We start from the raw sequence: 17,808 nt of genomic DNA, 5'->3' as shown, positions 1-17,808 counted from the left end.
GGTGCAAAGGCCGTCGTCCAGTGGTCGGAGAGCAGGCCACCTGAAAGCAACGATCATGGCTTCATCTTCTTCACCAGGGACGATTGAGCGGGACACATTGGAACGGGTCTTCTGATCCTCAGCAGCCCGCCGCTTCGCAACCGGCTTCGGGTGATGCCAGGTTCCTGGTTCAGTTCCGTGATTGAAGCTTGCACTTCTCGGGACATAGCTGCGCAATGCGCTGCCGGGTGACAGGACCGACGCAGAGGTGGCATATCTGTCCCATAAGGCGTCCTTCCATTCCAATGAATGGATCGCACTATCAACCTTTGGGATCAAACAGCTAAGCAGCGCTTCATTTGCCACAGATCAAAGACTTAGGCGTTTGGCCTGCTGTTTGCTATGCTGAGGCAGCGAACAGAAGGATTGGAGCAATGCTGGAGATTTCAGCCCGTAAGGTGGCACAAGTGGCGATGATGGCCCGTGAACTGGGCCGGGCTGAAGGGGAATTGCGCGCCTTCATCGACCGGATGGGGGAAGATCAGCAGTCGGAATTGGTTGGTATCATGTGGGTCGGCCGCGGCAGTTTTGAGCCGGAAGAACTGGGTGAAGCGATCTATACCGCCCGGCAGGAAGCGACCACGCCGACCGTCGATTACTTGCTTGGAACGCCGCATCTGGCTGACAATCTGGAGGCTGGCATGGAAGCGCTGGGCATTGATGTGAACGATGTTGAGGACGATGTGATCGGCCGCTAGGGGCCGCATCGGTTTGGAATGCAAAAGGGCGCCGCAATCCGGCGCCCCCTGTTGTTTCCAGCAGTCCTCAGGCCTTGCTGTCGACGACCTCAAGGTGCTGGGCCAGCTTGCCGATCCCGCCCATCCACTTTTCGACCAGGCCCAGGTCGCTGGGCGCGGCATGTACACCGGCGGCGATCTTGCCGTTCATGGCCGCCTCGATTGCGAAGGACACCGGATAGGAGACCAGGCGTGCCATTGCGGTGCCGCGGTCGTCGCCCCAGGCGTCCATCACATAGGTCTTATGCCAGGCTTCGGTGCCGTCTTTTTCCGCCTTCAGGCCAACACAGAGCACCACCCGGTCCGGCTCGCCCTCGTCATAGGCGTTCTCGGTCCAGAACTGGTCCGACATTTCCTTAAGCCGGGTGTCGCCTTCGGGACCGCTGAGGGTTTCGACCTCCTTGAAGACATCCGCCCAGGCATCGGCCCAGCCGTTGAGGCGCAGGGTGCCGCGGACGAATTCCTTCACTTTCCAGTCCTCGCCGAACTCATACTGCGCCATGAACGGGATCGAGTCGCGGTTCGGGTAGACCTCAAAGCTTTCGGGTGCGGGCAGGGGAGCCTCGTAGGAGGAGATCGCATCCCAGGGGCGGGCGACGTCCAGCTCCTTGAAGCCGCGGATCGATTTTGAGGGCGAACGCAGCGCCTTCAGCACGCCCAGCGGCGACCAGCTGAACTTGTAGCGGAACGGGTTCGGGGTCTTGGGGATGCCGCCGCAATAGGAGATGAAGCTGATTTCGTTTTCCGCGTCAAAGGCATCCGACGCCTTGTAGTCCGCCACCAGCGCATGCGCCATCAGGTGGTCGATGCCGGGATCCAGGCCCACCTCGTTGATCAGGCAGACGTCTGCATCCTTGGCTTTTTGGTCCAGCGCGCGCATTTCCGGCGCGATGTAGGAGGAGGAGACGAAATGCGCGCAGTGCTCTATCGCCAGCTCGGCCAGCGGCACGTGCCAGTCGCCGGGCAGCATGGAGACGATAACGTCCTTTGGGCTGAGCATCCGGCCCAGGTTGGCGATGCTGAAGGCATGGATGTTAGTGGTCAGATCGCCGACGGCCTCACGCGCCTTGTCGGTGGTCCGGTTCCAGACCGCCACGTCATGGCCCGCTTCGAGCAGGCGGCGGAGGCCGGGGATAGCGGAGAGGCCGGTGCCGCACCAGTGAATTGTCATGAGAGTTCTCCCTTGCGATTATTGCGGGGGCAGAAGAAACCTCTTGCCCGGCCGAAAGCCGGGCAGCGCCCGTCCGCCCCCATGGGCGGGCGCTTTGCTTCCGCCCGCGGACGGGCGCTGCCCTCTCCGTGAACGGACAAACCCGTCATTTGGGCAGATGCTCCAGGAAGGTGGCCTTGGCCCGGCCCCAGACGCCGCTGTCCAGATCGGTGAGGCTCAGCAGCGAAGGCAGCAGCTGAGCGGCATAGTCTTCGGAGCTTTCCACCGGCAGCATGGAGGGCAGGTTGTCGATTGCCATCACATCCAGCACCGGGTGTTCGGCGACGCGCAGAGCAGGTTGCTCCCATGATGTCGCGCGGTCATAGACCGGCACCGGATTGTAGTCACTGTCAGGGTCGCAAGCGACATCGCCGATGGCGGTCAGCTTGCGGTCCGCAGTCAGCGCCTCGCGCGGGACAAAGACCGGTGTGCCGGGCCGGGCGAAGATACAGTTGAGAAACAGGTCATGGTCCAGGATCTCCGGGAAAGGGCCGCCGCTTGCGGTTTCGTCCATGTCCCATTTGGTGACTTTGACCCCCATCGCTTCGCAGAGATCAGCCGCACCCGTGCCGACCCGGCCAAGCGCGCCGATCACGATAGCAGAGGGGCGGTCTTTGTTCAGGGCATCAAGTTCCGCACCCAGATCCGTCAGCAGCGCATCCTTGCCGCCATAGACGCCAACCGGACCGCAGATTCCGCCGCGCTGCTGGGCGGTCCAGGATTTCAGTGTTACCGCGGCGCCGGCATAGCCCGCCCAATACCCAAAGGCAGCAACCCGGCGGGCGCTTTCATCCACCAGATATTCCAGATCATAAAGGGTGCCGCCGCCGGCCTTGAAACGCTCCAGCAGTGCCTTGCCGGAATGCTGGCCCTTGAAGGCATGGCCGAACATGATGTGACGGTGGGGCAGCGGGGTGCCGTCCTCGGGCAGTTCCTTGAGGCCAAAGATAATCGCGTCCGCGGGGGCCTGGGGCCAGGAGTTTTCCGGTGCAATGCCGCAGCCTGCATCAATGTAACCCTGCAGCGGCAGCGCCCTGACCGAGCTTTCCTCAACCGTGACCCTGATGCCGCCTGACAGCAGCGCCTTGGCGCCTTCGGGGGTCAGGCCGACCCGCTCCTCATTCGGGCGCTGTTCGGCCCGTACCCACAGATGCGTCATCGTCATGTCCTTCAAAGCATTCCCTTGGCATAGACTGCGCGGATCGACTCGCGCTGCTCCATTGCCGTCATGAAAGTCTGGATTTTGGGGAAGCCGTCCACCTTCACCCCGTCACCCGCCAGCCAGGTGCAGATCACATAGAGGTAGCAATCGGCGAGGCTGACCGTATCGCCCAGCACAAAGGGTCCGCGCAGGCCGGCCTGGCTGATGTACTCGCAGGAGGCCGTCATCGTCTGCGGCACCTTGGCCTGCATATCCTTGTAGCTGGAGGTCTTGCTGGCCCAGCGGGCGCCGCGCCGCATATGGGCATGGTTCACGTGCATGGTTGAAGCGAGGTAGAACATCACCTCGCGCATCCGCGCCTGCAATACCGGGTCCTGCGGGCGCAAGCCGGCCTCGGGCGCCATATCAGCGATGTATTCCAGCAGCGCGCCGGTCTCGGTCAGGATGCCGCCCTCAACCGCCAGCGCGGGCACCCGGCCCTTGGGGTTGATCTGGGCATAGGCCGGGCCGGATTGTTCCTTGGCGGCAAAGTCGATCTTCACCGCTTCATATTCGATCCCGGCTTCTTCCAGTGCGATGGCCACAGCCACGGAGATCGTGTTGGGGGCGTAATAAAGCTGCATGTCTTTTCCTCCCTCTCGGTCGTTCAAAGATGTGTCTGGGCAAAATGCCGGTCCGGCGCTTCCAGATGCGGCACTGCATTGAACAAAACCGGGCTCAGGTGGCCGCCGATGGGGAACAGACGATGCATCGAGGTGTTCATGATCGCCAGCGTGACCCGGGCCATGGCGGCGGAGTCCAGCCCCATCGCTTGCCGCAGGGCCATCGAGATCAGCCCGCCGGAGGTGACAACCATTGCGGGGCCGTCGCCTGCGGCGATTTCCTCCAGACAGGCCTGGGTGCGGGTTTCGAAACTGGCCCAGCTTTCGTAGGGATCGGCGATTTCGTCTTTGGCCCAAGCGGCGAAAACCTTGGGTAAATGATCGACAAAGCCCTCGCGCTCTTCCGGGATTGGCAGGCCGTGCTGATCGCGCATCGCCTCGGCGAGGGTGAAATACTCCATCTCGTTCAGCCGCGCGTCCTGTGCCGGATCGGCAAATCCCATAGAGGCCGCGGTTTCGATATGCCGCCTAAGGGTCCCGCAGTAGACGCGCGGGTGGTGGCTGCCGGTGCAGCGCAGATGGTCCCCCAGCCAGGCCGCCTGCTGATGACCCAGATCGCTGAGACGGTCATAACTTGCCTCGTCCCGGGCGCCGGTGTTGGCTTGGCCGTGGCGGATCAGCGTTATGTGGGACATGGGCGGCGGCTCCGTTGTTACCGGGGAAGTCTTAGGGGAGGTTCAGGGCAGAGGGAAGACCAGGCCGGGTGCAGGTTTGATCAATTTGATTGAGGGCAGGGGCAAAACTGGAGCAATGTGCATCTGTCAATTGGGAGATATGCGATGCCCCTTAACCCTCAGCGTTTTCTGGATGACCTTCATAAACTGCGCAGCTTTGGTGCCTCGGGTGCAGGCAAGGGAGTGGTGCGGCAGGCGTTTTCAGAAGCAGATATCGCGGCGCGGAAATGGCTGGCCGAACGGATGGCAGAGTGCGGGTTAGAGCCGCATTTCGACCCGCTTGGCAATCTGTTCGGGCTGGCCGGGGAGTGTAGCCTGCTGGTTGGGTCGCACAGCGACAGCCAGCCCGAGGGCGGCTGGCTGGACGGCGCGCTGGGTGTAGTGGCCGGGCTGGAGATTGCCCGCGCAGCCCGGGAAGCCGGCGGGCCGCTCATTTCCTGCGTCAGCTTTCAGGATGAGGAGGGGCGGTTCGGGGTGCTGACCGGATCGGATGTTTGGACCGGCAAGCTGGCGCTGGATGAGGCGGATGGGTTCACTGACAACGCCGGCAATACCCTGGCCGGGATGCGGGCGCAGATGGCGGGGCTTTCGGGGGATTTCCTGCCGCTTGAACGGTTCTGCGGTTTTCTGGAAATGCATATCGAGCAAGGCCCCTATCTGGAAGAAACCGGGCTTAAGCTTGGGGTGGTGACTGATATCGTCGGCATCCGGGACATGAGGATCACGTTTTTGGGCCGGCAGAACCACGCAGGCACCACGCCGATGCACCTGCGACGGGATGCGTTTCAGGCGCTGTCTGCCTTCAACGCTGCGCTGAACAGCCGGTTTGCTGATGTGGTGACGCCTGCCACAGTCTGGACTATCGGTCATGTGGCGTTGCACCCCAATGCGTCTTCTGTTGTGCCCGGACGCGTCGGGTTTTCAGTGCAATGGCGCGATGCTGATGCAGACCGGCTGGTGCGGATGGAAACGCTCATCAAGGAGACAGCGCGGGAGATTGCGGCCGATTACGGTGCGGCATCGGAGCTTGGCCCGGTGATGGGCATAGAACCGGCGGCGATGGATGCGCGGTTTCAGGCGGAGTTGGGGGCCGCTGCAGAGGCGTTGGCACCACGAAAGTGGCAAAAGATGCCGTCGGGTGCTTTGCATGATGCGGCCAATCTTGCGACGGTGATGCCTGCGGCAATGCTGTTTGTGCCCTCGATCGGCGGTATAAGCCATGCCTTTGACGAAGATACAGCGGAAGCAGATCTGGTGCTGGGACTGCAGGTGCTGGACCGCGCGGCCCGGGCGCTGGCGGGGTGAATTGCAGGCGGGTTCTCCCGCCTGTTCCCGGACATCCTGCAGGATGCCCTCTCACAGTTGGGCCGGGCGCCGCTGGCGCGGCGCAGTCAGCCCCGTCCGTAGCCGCGTTTGAGCATCCGGTTGCGGTGATTATCGGCAGCCAGGGAAGCCTCGCGCAGATTGCCGTAGATGTTGATGACGCTTTGCCCGTTGCCGCCGGCTATGCCCCATTCGCGCAGCACGGAGACCTCGGAAAACAGGTTCATCGCCAGCTCAATCCGGTAGAACCGGGACGGGCGCGAAGGGGCTTGGCGGTAGAGCAGACAGGTGGCCATGGATTGATTCTATGCCAAGCGATTCGCCGCGGCAAGAATCTCTATGCTGCGCTGACAAAAGTGAGGCCCCAGAGCGCGGAAGACAGCGCCGCCGCGGCGAACACCAGCTTGGCCAGAATGGACAAGGCCGGCAAAATACTGCAGCTGCGTTTTCTTTCGCTCTTCTTATCTGGAAGAAAGAGCGTCCTGCGGGAAAGTTGGTTTTGTCCCGGAACAGGGTCAGCCCCAGTCCACATCGCCCAAGAAGATGTAGCCCGCGCCATAGATCGTCTTGATCAGACGTGGATTCTTGGGGTCTTCGCGCAACTTAGTGCGCAGGCGGGAGACGCGCACATCCATTGCCCGGTCAAAGCTCTCTCCAGCCGCACCGCCAAGTGCCTCTTGCATCTGGGCGCGGGAGATCAGCCGCTTGGGGCTGTCGAGGAACAACCGCAGAACTTCGCCCTCGGCATGGGAAAACGGGGTTTCGCTGCCTGTTTCATCTTCCAGCAAATAGCGGTCGAAATGCGCGGTCCAGCCGGAGAACCGGGCGGTATCGCTGGCAGGGGCCGCTGTGCGGGGGGCGCTGCGCAGGCGGGCGCGGACCCGGGCGACAACTTCGGCCGGATCAAACGGTTTGGTGATGTAATCATCAGCTCCCAGCTCCAGCCCCGTCACCCGGTCCTGCACCTGGGCACGGCCGGAGATGATGATGACCGCCGCGCCTTGTTCCAGTGCAAGCCGGTGCACCAACGCCAGCCCGTCAGTATCGGGCAGCGACAGATCAACCAGGCAGACATCGGGTGCCATCCGGTTCAGAGCCGCCTCGAATTCGCGCGCGCGCGCGAAGCTTTGGGTACGGAAGCCTGCGTCCTCCAGTGTGCTGGTCAGGATCCGGCGGATTTCCGGCTCGTCATCCAGGATGGTGACCAAGGGCGATGTCATGCGGCGGGCTCCGGTTTGATCAGCGCGGACAGTTGATGCGTGGTGAATGGTTTGCGCAAAACCGGCCCGCATTTCAAGGCCTTGCGGAACAACGGGTCGCTGACGGGAAGGGACGTCATCAGGATGCAAGGCAGGTTTGAGCCGTCAAGCCGGGTGGCCAAGTCGATGCCGGTGGCAGTCCCCTCCAGTTTGATGTCGGAGAGCACCAGCGCGATGTCTGGCAAGTCGGCGGTGAGCGCACTGGCTTCATCCACGCTGGCCGCTTCGATCACCGAGTAGCCAAGATCAATCAGCATATCGCGAAAAGCAGCGCGCAGTTCTTGGCTGTCCTCGACCAGCAGGGCCATGCCGCCCTTGGCATCAGGTGCCAGCCGGTAGGGCAGCCGCAGGGTCACCGAAGCGCCGGTTTGGGTGTTGCTGATCCGCATGTCGCCGCCGGCCAGCTTGGCCATGTCGTAAACCATTGGCAGGCCAAGACCGGAGCCTTCGCTGCCTTTGGTGGTGAAGAAAGGGTTCAACGCCTTGTCCAGCGCTTCGGGGGAGAAACCGGGGCCGCTGTCGGTCACCGTGATTTCCACCCAGGTCTGCCCGACCGCATGGGCGCTGACAGTAATCTGGCCCGAAGTTCCGCAAGCGTCGCGGGCGTTCAGGATCAGGTTCAAAAGCGCATCCTGCAGCTTGCCGCTGTCCAGAAGCAGCACCTCGTCCGGCATGTTATCAAGGATGCTTAGCCCAATTCCTTGCGGCAGAGAGGGAGAGGCGAGGATCTTCAATTCACCCAGCAGCGCATGCATGTCGGCCGCCTGCGGGCGCAAGGTGCGCTGGCCTGTCATTTCAGCTATCCGGTTTAGCAGCCGGCCGCCGCGCTTGGCGGCAGAAAGCGTGCCTTGGACAAGTTCGGTTGCCTCGCTGCTCAGCCCCATTTTCTCCAACTTGCTTTGCATGCCGAGTATTATGGTCAAGAGATTTGAGAAATCATGTGCCAGGCCGCTGGTCATCTGCGCCGCCATCTCGCGGCGGCGGGCCTGCTGCAGGGCAACCCGGGCCTGGGTTTCCTCAGTCACATCCATTGACAGGATATAGACGCCGCCGTGCTGGTCCGGGGTAAAGGCCACCCGGATGCGGCGGCTGCCGTGGCTTTCGGTGAACTCGAATACCGGGCTGCTGCCCTTGTAGGCGGCCAGCAAATGCGGCTCAATCCGGTCAAAGGCAGTCTCTCCCAACGCGTCCGCAATATGCATGCCGAGGATATCGGAGGGGCGGCTGGGAAACACCGAGCTGAGGCGGCGGTTGGTATAGGTGTAATAGCCGTCCGCATCGACGTGGGCGATATGGGCGGGCATCATCTCGGTCGTCAGCCGGGTACGGCCTTCGATCTCGGTCAGCTGGCGCTTGGTCTCTTCCAGGGCTGTATTTGTGGCTTCCAGCTGGCGGTTGGCGGCGGATAATTCCTCGGTATGGGTGATCAGCTTTTCTGACAGTTCCGCAGACCGTGCGCGCAACAGTTGCTCGGCCTGCTTGGCGCGGGTGATGTCGGTATAGACAGTGACCCAGCCACCCTGCGGCAATGGCGAGCCTTCGATCGAAATCATCTGCCCGTTGGGCCGTTCACGCTCCAGGTAATGCGGCACAAAATCCAGTGCCTGAGCAACCCGGCTTTGCACGATGTCCTTGGTATTTGTTTCCGGCGCGTATTCACCGGCCTCCGCAAGAAAGCGGATAGTGTCGGCAAAGGACGCCCCCGGCTGCACCAGATGATCAGGCAGTGAGAACATCTCTTGGAAACGCCTGTTGCAGACCGCCAGGCGCAGATCGTTGTCATAGATCGACAGTGCCTGGGCGATCAGGTTCAGCCCGGCGGTGGTCATGGCGGCGTGCGGCTTGCTTATTCGGTTCATGGTTCTCCCCGCTTCATGGCTAGCACCGCGGCGGGTGCGGGGCAAATTGCCATTCAGCCGCGGGAGAAGGCCATGCCGTGGCGTCAGACCGGCGATCTCCTTAGGGTTGCCGGACGCGGTGAGCGGAAGATGGTGCAAGTGATGCGAAACTTGAAACGACTGTCCGCTGCGTTTGATTCGAATTCCGGCCAGTTCGTGCGCATCCCGCGCGCTTTGCCCAGGTGTCGTTGCAAAGGCTGCAGGATTTTGTGTGCCCGGTGGCTCGGCAGCTTGCGTAACAGCCCGTAAAACAAGGGGAACAGCATTGTTACAATTCGTAAGATTTGGGAAACCATCAGGAAAAAGTTGACGGGCTATTCTTTGCACGTCCCTACTCGGGGCCAGAACCGCGGGCAGCGGTCAGGTCCGGCAGCAACGCCGGAAAGGGAGGAAAGAAAGTTGGCTCAGATGCAGATGGGCGCCGAAGGGATGTTATCCCTGCCGGCGCTGCTTCAACGCAATGCGGTGCAATTCGCTAATGCACCGGCCTACCGGGAAAAGGAATTCGGCATTTGGCAATGCTGGACCTGGGCCGAGGCGGCAAAGGAAATCGAGGCGTTGGCGCTGGGCCTCATCAACCTTGGCGTGAATGAGGGCGATTTTGTCGCTATCATCGGCCGCAACCGTCCTTATCTCTACTGGTCGATGGTTGCTGCACAGGCGGTGGGTGCCGTGCCGGTACCGCTCTATCAGGACGCGGTGGCCGAAGAGATGGCCTATGTGCTGGGCCATTGCGGCGCACGCTTTGTAATCGTGGGCGATCAGGAGCAGGCCGACAAGGTGATCGAGATCCAGGATCAGCTGCATCAGTTTGAGCATATGATCTATCTCGACCCGCGCGGGATGCGGAAATACGAGCATACCCAGCTGCACCAGTTCAGCCATATCCAGGATCAGGGCCGCGCGGCGCGCGACGAACTGACCGGTGAGCTGCAGGCGCGCCAGGCCAAGCTGACCTACGATAGCACCTGCGTAATGCTTTATACCTCCGGCACCACCGGCAAGCCCAAGGGCGTGGTGCTGTCGAACCGGAATGTGATCCAGAGCGCCAAGAACTCGGCTGAGTTCGACCATTTGACTTTGGGTGAGAACATCCTGTCCTACCTGCCGATGGCATGGGTGGGCGATTTCATTTTCTCAATCGGTCAGGCCTACTGGTGCGGTTTCTGCGTGAACTGCCCGGAAAGCGCCGACACAATGATGACCGACCTGCGAGAGATCGGCCCGACTTACTTTTTTGCACCGCCGCGGGTGTTTGAGGGCCAGCTGACCAATGTGATGATCCGGATGGAGGACGCGGGCGCCCTGAAGCGCAAGATGTTCCACCATTTTCTGGCCCATGCCAAGAAAGTCGGAGGCGACATTCTGGACGGCAAGCCGGTGGGTCTGATGGACCGGCTGAAATACGCATTGGGCAATGTGCTGGTTTACGGCCCGCTCAAGGACACGCTTGGCTATGGCCGCATCCGTGTGGGGTATACCGCGGGGGAGGCAATCGGGCCGGAGATCTTTGATTTCTACCGCTCTCTGGGTATCAATCTGAAACAGCTTTACGGCCAGACCGAAGCCACGGTGTTCATCACCGTGCAGCCGGATGGCGAGGTTCGCGCCGATACCGTGGGTGTTCCTGCACCGGAGGTGGAGATCAAGATCGGCGACAACGGTGAAATCTACTACCGCTCGCCGGGCACGTTTGTGGAGTATTTCAACAATCCGGAGTCCACGGCCTCGACCAAGGACGCAGAGGGCTGGGTGGCCACTGGCGATGCCGGTTTCTTTGAGGAAGGCTCCGGCCACTTGCGGATCATCGACCGTGCCAAGGACGTGGGCAAGATGGCTGATGGTGCAATGTTTGCGCCCAAATATGTAGAAAACAAGCTGAAATTCTACCCGGACATTCTGGAAGCAGTGTTGTTTGGCAATGGCAAGGACCGCTGTGTGGCCTTCATCAATATTGACCTGACGGCTGTAGGAAACTGGGCAGAGCGCAACAATATCGCCTATGCATCCTATCAGGAACTGGCCGGGCATCCGCAGGTTCTGGAGTCACTCCGCGGGCATGTGTCGGCGGTGAACCAATCGGTAGCGGAAGACCCGATGCTGTCAGGCTGCCAGGTTCACCGATTTGTGGTTCTGCACAAGGAACTGGACGCCGATGACGGCGAAATGACCCGCACCCGCAAAGTGCGCCGCCGCATCGTTGAGGAGAAGTTCGACGATATCATTACCGCGCTGTACGACGGTTCGGAGCAGGTCTCGACCGTAACGGAAGTGACCTATGAAGACGGCCGCAAAGGGTCCATCAGCGCGACGCTGACTATTGTCGATGCGGACGTGAAACCGGCTGCGGTTCACAAGGTGGCCGCGGAATGATGCACGTATTTCCGGAAAAAAATCTGCCCCGTGCCGGGCAGGCCGGGCGGATCTCAGATCAAGTCGGGATTGAGGCCGGGATTGAAGGCCGTGTTGACCACCTGCTGGATCTTGAAGGGAGAGCTGAACCCGTGTGTCTGCTCGATGATCGAGGTCAGGCTTTCGGATTGGCTGAGGCCCATCTGCTTGCATTCGACGGCCATCTTCAGAAGGCAGGAATGTTCAAGTTCGCCAAACATTGTTTTGGTCTCCTTGCTGCTCGTTTTTTTCAAGTATCGCATGGAAACCTTAAAATTTCTATGTGGCAGAATAATGGAGGCCGTTGTTATGCTTGACAATTCCTTAAGCTTTGTCACCGAAGACGGCCGCACCATCGGCGGTGTGGTGATGGAGATGAAGAACATCACCCTGCGGTTCGGCGGTGTGGTGGCGATCAAGGATATCTCCTTTGACATCCGCGAGGGCGAGATCCGCGCGATCATCGGTCCCAACGGGGCTGGCAAATCCTCGATGCTGAACGTGATCTCAGGCTTCTATGTGCCGCAGGAAGGCGAAGTGCTGTTTCACGGCAAGAAGCGCCCGCAGATGCGCCCCTATGAGGTGGCCCGCCAGGGCATCGCACGCACATTCCAGAACATCGCGCTGTTCGAAGGCATGAGTGTCTTGGATAACGTCATGACCGGACGGCTCAACTATATGAAAACAGGCCTGTTTTCGCAGGCTCTGTGGAAGGGCAAGGCGGAAAAGGAAGAGACAGAGAACCGCGAGGTTGTGGAGCGGATCATCGACTTTCTGGAGATCCAGCACATCCGCAAGACCCCGGTGTCACGGCTGCCTTATGGCCTGAAGAAACGGGTTGAATTGGCACGTGCCCTGGCTGCCGAACCAAAGCTATTGCTGCTGGACGAACCGATGGCCGGCATGAACGTCGAGGAGAAGGAGGACATGTCCCGCTTTATCCTGGATGTGAACGATGAATTCGGTACTACCATCGCCCTGATCGAGCACGATATGGGGGTGGTGATGGATCTGTCCGACCGCGTCGTGGTGATGGATTACGGCAAGAAAATCGGTGACGGCACCCCGGATGAGGTGCGCAACAACCAGGATGTGATCGACGCATATCTGGGGGTCAGCCATGACTGAGTTGCAATGCAGCAACACCCAGCCCCGGCGGGGTGACACCCGTACATCCCCTGTGCAGCCCCTGAGCACCGCCGCAGTGCAGAATTCCGTGGAGAGCCTCTAATGCCCGAACAACTCGTCTTTGCGATGGAAGTGACGCTGAACGGCCTGATGGCAGGCGTTCTGTATGCGCTGGTCGCGCTGGGTTTTGTGCTGATCTACAAGGCTTCCGGCATTTTCAACTATGCCCAAGGCGTGATGGCGCTGTTTGCCGCAATGACGCTGGTGGGGATCATGCAGGGGCAGGTTCCTTTTGCGCATATCATAAATGCGGTCTTTGGCGGCCATATCACCCATTTCGGCTGGAACGTTCCAGGCGTGCTGGCAATTGCCCTGACTGTCGGGGTGATGGTGCTGCTGGCCTGGCTGGTGCAGGTGCTGGTGATGAAGCATCTGGTAGGGCAGGAGCCGATCATCCTGTTCATGGCCACTATTGGTCTTGCCTATTTCCTGGAAGGCGTTGCCGACCTGATGTGGGGGTCCGAGATCAAGACGCTGGATGTGGGCCTGCCGCAGGGCATCAACCTGTGGATCGACGAGACCACCTTTAACATCTTCGGCTACGGCTTCTTTATCGACAATCTGGACATTGTGGCGACGGTGATTGCGGCGCTGCTGGTGGCCGGGCTGGTCTGCTTTGCCCAATACACCAAGCAGGGCCGGGCGATGCGCGCGGTGGCGGATGACCATCAGGCGGCGCTGTCGGTCGGCATCTCGCTGAACTTCATCTGGGTGCTGGTCTGGTCTGTTGCAGGGTTCGTGGCGCTGGTTGCGGGCATCGTCTGGGGCACCAAGTCCGGTGTGCAGTTCTCGCTGTCGCTGATCGCGCTGAAGGCGCTGCCGGTGCTGATGCTGGGCGGCTTCACCTCGATCCCCGGCGCCATTGTCGGCGGGCTGATCATCGGTGTGGGCGAGAAACTGTTCGAGTTTGCCATCGGTCCGATGGTTGGCGGCGCCACCGAAAACTGGTTTGCTTATGTGCTGGCACTGCTGTTCCTGGTGTTCCGTCCGCAGGGTCTGTTCGGGGAGAAGATCATTGAACGGGTCTGACGCTCATATGACCTGCTCCCGGCCTGTTCAGCTTTCCAGCTTGCGGAATGCGGCGATGACAATGGCGGCGAATACCGTGGCGACCAGCGTGAAGGCAATGGTCAGATCGCCGATCAGCTGCCCGGCCAGGAGCGTTAGCAGCCCGGCCCCGAGAAGCCCCATCAGCATCAGCCCCCAAGGGCCGGGTGCGGTCCCGGAGGTTTCCCTGCGTGCCTCCCGGCGCGGCGGCTCGAATTCGAACGGCGGCAGCACTGTTGCGTCTTCCACCGTTGCCAGCAGGTGGCCCTTGGCCTCTGCAAATTCGGCTGCTGAAATGTCACCCTTCTTCCGCGCGGCCTCCAGCCGCCGGATTTCCTCAAAAATCGCGGTCATTGATCCCACTCACTTTACCCAAGAACAGGGTGGCAGAAAGAAATGGGCAAAATGTGGCCATGCACGGATTTCTGACAAATTGGTTAACGCCGGCGGTGCGGCATGACCAAGGCGATTGCCGTCATCAACGTGATTGCCTGGGCGGGCTTTTGGGCGTTCGGCTATCTGGCGCTGACCGCGGAAGGGTTCACGGAAACCCAGATTGTCACCGCGTCGCTGCTGGCAGCCTCAGGACTGATTACCGGCATCATTGCATATCTGCGTCTGGTGCGCGGCAGCGAGCGCAGCGGCTATGCCAAACCGTCAAACCGGATAACCCGCGCGCAGCGCGACGCGGCACAGGCGCAATGGGGGCAGATCGAATGATTGCCGCCGCTGAAACATTCAAGACAAACACCCGGACCGGGCCCTGTTTGCAACAGAAAGGGAGCATCTGAGACATGTTCTACCGTGAAGCCGGAGACTTCAAAACCTCCTATGCCGATGACAGCCAGACCTTCCCGATCAAGTTCGACCGCGTCCGCTATTATGTGGTACTGGCGGTGGCCTTTGGCATCATCCCGTTCCTGGTCAACGATTACTGGGCCAATGCGATCCTGCTGCCGTTCCTGATCTATTCAATTGCGGCGATCGGGCTGAACATTCTTGTCGGATACTGCGGGCAGGTGTCCCTGGGCACCGGCGGGTTCATGGCGGTGGGGGCCTATGCCTGCTACAAACTGATGACGGCCTTTCCCGAGGTCAGCATGTTCATCCATGTGATCCTGGCGGGCGGCATCACCGCGGTGGTCTGCATGGCCTTCGGCCTGCCCTCGCTGCGCATCAAGGGCTTCTATCTGGCGGTGGCGACGCTGGCGGCGCAGTTCTTCCTGGTGTGGCTGTTCAACCGGGTGCCGTGGTTCTACAACTATTCGGCTTCGGGCCAGATCAACGCACCGGAGCGCGATACCTTTGGCATCCTGATCACCGGCCCCAATGCGCCGGCCTGGGCCACCTATCTGTTCTGCCTGATTTTCCTGACGTTCTGCGCGCTGGTGGCCCGCAACCTGACCCGCGGTACCGTGGGCCGCAGCTGGATGGCGATCCGCGACATGGATATCGCGGCTGAAATCATCGGGGTGAACCCGCTCAAGGCCAAACTGACAGCTTTTGCCGTGTCCGGCTTTTTCATCGGGATTTCCGGCGCGCTGTTCTTTGCGGTCTACCTGGGTGCGGTCGAGGTCGGCGAGGCCTTTGGCATCAACAAGTCGTTCCTGGTGCTGTTCATGGTGATCCTGGGCGGGCTGGGGTCGATCTTCGGCTCCTTTGCCGGCGCGGCCTTTCTGGTGCTCTTGCCGGTGGTGCTGAAGGTGGTGGGCGTCGATCTTCTGGGCTGGCCGACTGATATCGTGGCGCATTTCCAGCTGGTGATCGTGGGGGCGCTGATTGTGGTGTTCCTGATCGCCGAGCCGCACGGCATGGCGCAGCTGTGGCGCGTCGCCAAGGAAAAACTGAGACTTTGGCCCTTCCCGCACTGATGCGGGCACGGCCTGGAAACCGGCGGGGAGAAAAGCAAGACCACCCCCGTTTTAAGAAACAATCGGATAAGACCATAGGGAGGATTTAAGCCGATGAAAAAGACACTGACCACACTGGCGCTGGGCGCCGCGATGGCAGCCGGGCCGGCAATGGCGGACCTGGTGTTCCCGGACCTCAGCTACCGCACCGGGCCTTATGCGGCCGGCGGCATTCCGTTCTCGGACGGCTATAACGACTATTTCACCCTGCTGAACGAGCGCGATGGCGGCATCGGCGGTGTTCCGGCCAAGGTGATCGAATGCGAGACCGGCTATAACACCGAGAAAGGTGTGGAATGCTACGAGTCGACCAAGGGTCAGGGCGCGCTGATCTATCAGCCGTTGTCCACCGGCATCACCTATCAGCTGATCCCCAAGGTGACCGCAGATAACATCCCGCTGCACACCATGGGCTATGGCCGCACCTCGGCGGCGAACGGCGAAGTGTTCAGCCATGTGTTCAACTATCCGGCCAACTACTGGAACGGTGCCTCGGGCGTTGTGAACTACCTGCTCGAAGCCAACGGCGGCGACATCAACGGCAAGAAGATCGCGCTGATCTATCACAACTCCGCCTATGGCAAGGAGCCGATCCGCACCCTGGAGGAGCTGTCCAAGAAACACGGTTTCGAGCTGATCGCCCTGCCGGTGGACCACCCGGGCCAGGAGCAGAAGTCGCAGTGGCTGCAGATCCGCCGCGAGCGTCCCGACAATGTCGTGATGTGGGGCTGGGGCGTGATGAACCAGGTGGCAATTCAGGAAGCTGCCAACATCCGTTTCCCGATGGAGAATTTCATCGGCGTTTGGTGGTCTGGTGCAGAGCATGACGTGATGCCGGCAGGTGACAAGGCGGACGGCTACAAGGCGGTGACCTTCCACAACGTCGGCCGCGACTTCCCGGTATTTGACGACATCCAGAAGTATGTCGTGGACGCGGGCAAGGCCGCAGGTGCCGGCGATCAGGTAGGCAACGTTCTGTATAACCGCGGCATGTACGCGGCGATGCTGGCTGCCGAGGCCGCTAAAACCGCGCAGGAGATCCACGGCACCGGGGATATCGACGCTGCGATGATGCGGGACGGCATGGAAGCGCTGGTTATCGACGAAGCCAAAATGGCTGCACTGGGGATGCCGAACTTTGGCCCGAGCTTCAATGTTTCCTGCGACAACCACGGCGGCCCTGGCCTGGTGGGTGTGACCCAGTGGGATGCAGAGAGCAAAACCTGGTCGCTGATTTCGGACTTCAAACCGTCCGATACCGAAGTGATCGGTAAGCTGATCGAAGAAGATTCGGGCGCCTATGCGGCTGAAAACAACATTGAGTCCCGCTGCAAGTAAGGGCTTTGGCCGGCCCCTGCCTTGGCGGGGCCGGAAACAACCGGCGCGGCAGAGAGCTGCCGCGCCACTCAACAGGGTTCCGGTTCAGGTCCGGGACAGTCATGAGGACACGCTTTGATGCTGGATGCAGCGAATACCGCCGCCGACACCTCTGATGTGCAGGCCGAGACCCTGCTGGAGGTCAACAATATCGAGGTGATCTACAATCACGTGATCCTCGTTCTGAAGGGCGTCAGCCTGAATGTCCCCAAGGGCGGCATAACCGCGCTGCTGGGCGGCAACGGGGCTGGCAAGACCACCACGCTGAAGGCGATCTCGAACCTGCTGCATTCGGAACGCGGCGAGGTCACCAAAGGCTCGATCAAGTACCGCGGCGCGCATGTCCATGAGCAGGACCCGGCCGAGCTGGTGAAGAAGGGCGTCATTCAGGTGATGGAAGGCCGCCATTGTTTTGAGCATTTGACGGTGGAGGAAAACCTGCTGACCGGTGCGTATACCCGTTCGGACAGCAGTGCAAAGATTCAGGACGATCTGGAGATGGTCTATCACTATTTCCCGCGTCTGAAGGAGCGCCGCAAAAGCCAGGCCGGCTATACCTCGGGCGGCGAGCAGCAGATGGTGGCGATGGGCCGTGCGCTTATGTCCCGGCCAGAGACGATCCTGCTGGACGAGCCCTCGATGGGGCTGGCGCCGCAGCTGGTGGAGCAGATTTTCGAGATCGTGAAGTCGATCAACGAGAAGGAAGGGGTGACCTTCCTTTTGGCCGAGCAGAACACCAACGTGGCCCTGCGCTATGCACATTACGGTTACATCCTGGAGTCGGGCCGTGTGGTGATGGACGGACCTGCGGCTGAGCTGCGGGAGAACCCGGATGTAAAGGAATTCTACCTCGGGATGTCGGATGAAGGGCGCAAGAGCTTTCGCGACGTGCGGTCTTACCGGCGCCGCAAGAGGTGGCTGAGCTGATGCG

The 17,808-nt window shown here is 60.8% G+C and carries 18 protein-coding genes; 9 read left to right on the top strand and 9 right to left on the bottom strand.

Annotated elements, in window-relative coordinates:
* Positions 1–413 precede the first annotated feature (413 nt).
* A complete protein-coding gene (locus K3557_RS17865; protein WP_027257190.1) occupies positions 414–737 on the top strand; it encodes a DUF3775 domain-containing protein in 324 nt (107 codons plus the stop codon).
* Between the two features lie 67 nt (positions 738–804).
* On the opposite strand, the gene K3557_RS17860 is transcribed toward K3557_RS17865, so the two are convergent.
* The 4 genes from K3557_RS17860 to K3557_RS17845 all read right to left on the bottom strand — a co-directional run bounded on the left by K3557_RS17860 (position 805) and on the right by K3557_RS17845 (position 4,445).
* Positions 805–1,947, bottom strand: coding sequence for a saccharopine dehydrogenase family protein (locus K3557_RS17860; RefSeq protein WP_259995378.1), 1,143 nt, complete (start codon positions 1,945–1,947; stop codon positions 805–807).
* 145 nt (positions 1,948–2,092) lie between these two features.
* Positions 2,093–3,145 carry a saccharopine dehydrogenase gene (locus K3557_RS17855; RefSeq protein ID WP_259995376.1) on the bottom strand — a complete coding sequence of 351 codons (1,053 nt, stop codon included), beginning with the start codon at positions 3,143–3,145 and terminating at the stop codon, positions 2,093–2,095.
* A gap of 11 nt (positions 3,146–3,156) precedes the next feature.
* Positions 3,157–3,771, bottom strand: coding sequence for a glutathione S-transferase family protein (locus tag K3557_RS17850; protein WP_259995374.1), 615 nt, complete (start codon positions 3,769–3,771; stop codon positions 3,157–3,159).
* Between the two features lie 23 nt (positions 3,772–3,794).
* A complete protein-coding gene (locus tag K3557_RS17845; protein ID WP_259995372.1) occupies positions 3,795–4,445 on the bottom strand; it encodes a histidine phosphatase family protein in 651 nt (216 codons plus the stop codon).
* Positions 4,446–4,589: 144 nt separating this feature from the next.
* On the opposite strand from K3557_RS17845, the gene K3557_RS17840 reads away from it, so the two are divergent.
* Positions 4,590–5,789, top strand: coding sequence for a hydantoinase/carbamoylase family amidase (locus tag K3557_RS17840; protein ID WP_259995370.1), 1,200 nt, complete (start codon positions 4,590–4,592; stop codon positions 5,787–5,789).
* An 86-nt stretch (positions 5,790–5,875) separates the two neighbouring features.
* Here K3557_RS17840 and K3557_RS17835 read toward each other — a convergent pair whose 3' ends face one another.
* The 3 genes from K3557_RS17835 to K3557_RS17825 all read right to left on the bottom strand — a co-directional run bounded on the left by K3557_RS17835 (position 5,876) and on the right by K3557_RS17825 (position 8,925).
* Complete coding sequence (locus K3557_RS17835; protein WP_259995369.1) at positions 5,876–6,103, bottom strand: WGR domain-containing protein; 228 nt, start codon at positions 6,101–6,103, stop codon at positions 5,876–5,878.
* Between the two features lie 219 nt (positions 6,104–6,322).
* Positions 6,323–7,027 carry a response regulator transcription factor gene (locus K3557_RS17830; RefSeq protein ID WP_259989011.1) on the bottom strand — a complete coding sequence of 235 codons (705 nt, stop codon included), beginning with the start codon at positions 7,025–7,027 and terminating at the stop codon, positions 6,323–6,325.
* Positions 7,024–8,925 carry a PAS-domain containing protein gene (locus K3557_RS17825; RefSeq protein WP_259995367.1) on the bottom strand — a complete coding sequence of 634 codons (1,902 nt, stop codon included), beginning with the start codon at positions 8,923–8,925 and terminating at the stop codon, positions 7,024–7,026. Before K3557_RS17825 ends, K3557_RS17830 begins: the two co-directional genes overlap by 4 nt.
* A 447-nt stretch (positions 8,926–9,372) precedes the next feature.
* Here K3557_RS17825 and K3557_RS17820 point away from each other — a divergent pair, with 447 nt between their 5' ends.
* On the top strand, positions 9,373–11,337 hold the full coding sequence (locus K3557_RS17820; RefSeq protein WP_259999676.1) for an AMP-binding protein: 1,965 nt from the start codon (positions 9,373–9,375) through the stop codon (positions 11,335–11,337).
* 53 nt (positions 11,338–11,390) lie between these two features.
* Here K3557_RS17820 and K3557_RS17815 read toward each other — a convergent pair whose 3' ends face one another.
* Positions 11,391–11,576 (bottom strand): hypothetical protein, encoded by a 186-nt coding sequence (locus tag K3557_RS17815; RefSeq protein WP_027257200.1) that lies wholly within the window; start codon positions 11,574–11,576, stop codon positions 11,391–11,393.
* Positions 11,577–11,664: 88 nt separating this feature from the next.
* Here K3557_RS17815 and K3557_RS17810 point away from each other — a divergent pair, with 88 nt between their 5' ends.
* Positions 11,665–12,483, top strand: coding sequence for an ABC transporter ATP-binding protein (locus tag K3557_RS17810; RefSeq protein WP_259995365.1), 819 nt, complete (start codon positions 11,665–11,667; stop codon positions 12,481–12,483).
* Between the two features lie 102 nt (positions 12,484–12,585).
* Positions 12,586–13,572, top strand: a complete 987-nt coding sequence (locus tag K3557_RS17805; protein ID WP_027257202.1) for a branched-chain amino acid ABC transporter permease — start codon at positions 12,586–12,588, stop codon at positions 13,570–13,572.
* A gap of 27 nt (positions 13,573–13,599) precedes the next feature.
* Here K3557_RS17805 and K3557_RS17800 read toward each other — a convergent pair whose 3' ends face one another.
* Positions 13,600–13,944 carry an SHOCT domain-containing protein gene (locus K3557_RS17800; RefSeq protein ID WP_259995363.1) on the bottom strand — a complete coding sequence of 115 codons (345 nt, stop codon included), beginning with the start codon at positions 13,942–13,944 and terminating at the stop codon, positions 13,600–13,602.
* Positions 13,945–14,046: 102 nt separating this feature from the next.
* Here K3557_RS17800 and K3557_RS17795 point away from each other — a divergent pair, with 102 nt between their 5' ends.
* From K3557_RS17795 to K3557_RS17780, 4 genes are all read left to right on the top strand, one after another.
* Positions 14,047–14,310, top strand: coding sequence for a hypothetical protein (locus tag K3557_RS17795; protein WP_129369245.1), 264 nt, complete (start codon positions 14,047–14,049; stop codon positions 14,308–14,310).
* Between the two features lie 74 nt (positions 14,311–14,384).
* Positions 14,385–15,461: a branched-chain amino acid ABC transporter permease gene (locus K3557_RS17790; RefSeq protein WP_129369246.1), complete on the top strand. Its 1,077-nt coding sequence runs from the start codon at positions 14,385–14,387 to the stop codon at positions 15,459–15,461.
* Positions 15,462–15,554: 93 nt separating this feature from the next.
* Positions 15,555–16,838, top strand: a complete 1,284-nt coding sequence (locus K3557_RS17785) for an ABC transporter substrate-binding protein (RefSeq protein ID WP_259989021.1) — start codon at positions 15,555–15,557, stop codon at positions 16,836–16,838.
* A gap of 117 nt (positions 16,839–16,955) precedes the next feature.
* Positions 16,956–17,804 (top strand): ABC transporter ATP-binding protein, encoded by an 849-nt coding sequence (locus K3557_RS17780; protein ID WP_259989023.1) that lies wholly within the window; start codon positions 16,956–16,958, stop codon positions 17,802–17,804.
* The last annotated feature ends 4 nt before the right edge of the window (positions 17,805–17,808 follow it).

Source organism: Leisingera sp. M523 (assembly GCF_025141335.1).
Classification (GTDB): domain Bacteria; phylum Pseudomonadota; class Alphaproteobacteria; order Rhodobacterales; family Rhodobacteraceae; genus Leisingera.
This window is presented reverse-complemented; position numbering and strand designations above follow the sequence as displayed.